1 protein-coding gene is annotated in these 1668 nt (G+C 69.4%); it reads right to left on the minus strand.

Annotation, left to right across the window (positions count from 1 at the left end):
* A partial coding sequence (locus tag THIARS_RS18125) for a heavy metal translocating P-type ATPase (RefSeq protein WP_222423109.1) occupies nt 1-1668 on the minus strand: 1668 nt, incomplete at both ends.

Here is a 1668-nt window from a genome sequence, read left to right on the forward strand (position 1 = left end):
GGTGTCGGCGACGCCAAACACGGCCACCGGACCGGCCGCGTCGCACAGTACGATGGCGGTCTTGCCGGCACGCTCCAGCACGGCAAGCTGCGCCTCCAGCGTTGCGGAACAGACCGCGATCTCTTCGACCAGGCGGTGATTGCCAAGATGCCAAACCTGACCGGCGATGCTGCCCTTGACGCCACGCCCCTGGAGCACGCCGAAATCCTCGACGGGCATGACTGCGGCGCCCGGCTGCTGCGCGCGCCAACCGGCAACCAGCGCCTGGGCGACCGGGTGCGTGCTGGGGTCATCGAGGCTGGCGGCGATCCGCAGGGCTTGCGCGATGGGCATGTCGCCAAGCGGGATGGCGTCGGTCAGCGCAGGCTTGCCGCGGGTCAGGGTGCCGGTCTTGTCGAGCGCCACGGCTTTGAGCAGCCGGCCGCCTTCGAGATGCACCCCGCCCTTGATGAGGATGCCCCTCCGGGCCGCCGCCGCAAGACCGCTGACCACCGTGACTGGGGTCGACACCACCAAGGCGCAGGGGCAGGCGATGACCAGCATGACCAAGGCCTCGTACAGCCAGGAACTCCAGCCGCCACCGCTCAGCAGCGGGCCGAGGATGGCCACGGCGATGGCGAAGACCACAACCGCGGGGGTGTAGTAGCGCGCGAATTGATCGACGAAACGCTGGGTCGGCGCGCGCTGTGACTGCGCGCTCTGGATGGCCAGGGCGATGCGGGCCAAGGTGCTGTCACCGGCCGAGGCCGTGACGGTGGCTTCCACCACGCCATCGGCCACGATGCTGCCGGCATAGAGCAGGTCGCCCGCCTGCTTGTCCACGGGCAAGCTTTCGCCGGTGATCGGCGCCTGGTTCAGCGCCGCGCGACCGGACGCGACGCGTGCGTCCAGCGGCACTCGCGCGCCAGTGCGCACCCGGATGCGGCTGCCGACCGCCACCTCGGCCACCGGCTTGGTCTGCCAGGCCTCGCCGGCCTTGACCTCGGCGGTTTCCGGCGCGATGGCCGTGAGCGCCTTGATCGCGTTGCGGGCACGCTCCAGCGACAGCGCCTCGATCGCTTCGGCCACGGCGAACAGGAACACCACCATCGCCGCTTCGGGCCACTTGCCGAGCGCCACGGCGCCGGCCACGGCGATGGACATCAGGAAATGGATGTTGAGGGTCAGATTCCTGAGCGCGATCCAGCCCTTCTTGAGGGTGGGCAGGCCGGCGCTGAGGATGGACACGGCAGCAAGCGCCATCACCATCCACGAGGTCTCACGCCCGCTCGACCAGGCGATGACCTCGGCCGCGACGGCGGCGGCACCCGCCACGGCGAGCAGACCTTTTTGCCGCGGGCTCAAGGCCTGGGGAAGCACGGACACCGGCGCATTGGCTTCCAGCAAATTGGGTGCCATGCCCAGCTTGTCCAGCGCCACGGCAATCTCCTGGGGCTGCTCCAAGCGGTGATACACCGTGAGTTCCCGTTGCAGGAGGTTGAAGTCGAGTTGGACAACCCCGGGCATCCCCTCCAGCTTGTTGCGGATCAGGCGCTCCTCGGTCGGGCAGTCCATCTTGTCGATGCGGTAGCGAACCCGGCGGGTCCCTTCGGGCGCCGGATTGGTGTTGCACGCCCCCGTGAGGCAATCGGTCTGTGTCGCCGGGGCGCAGCAGGCATCGGCCGCCGC

The organism is Thiomonas delicata, from assembly GCF_900088825.1.
Classification (GTDB): Bacteria; Pseudomonadota; Gammaproteobacteria; order Burkholderiales; family Burkholderiaceae_C; genus Thiomonas_A; species Thiomonas_A delicata.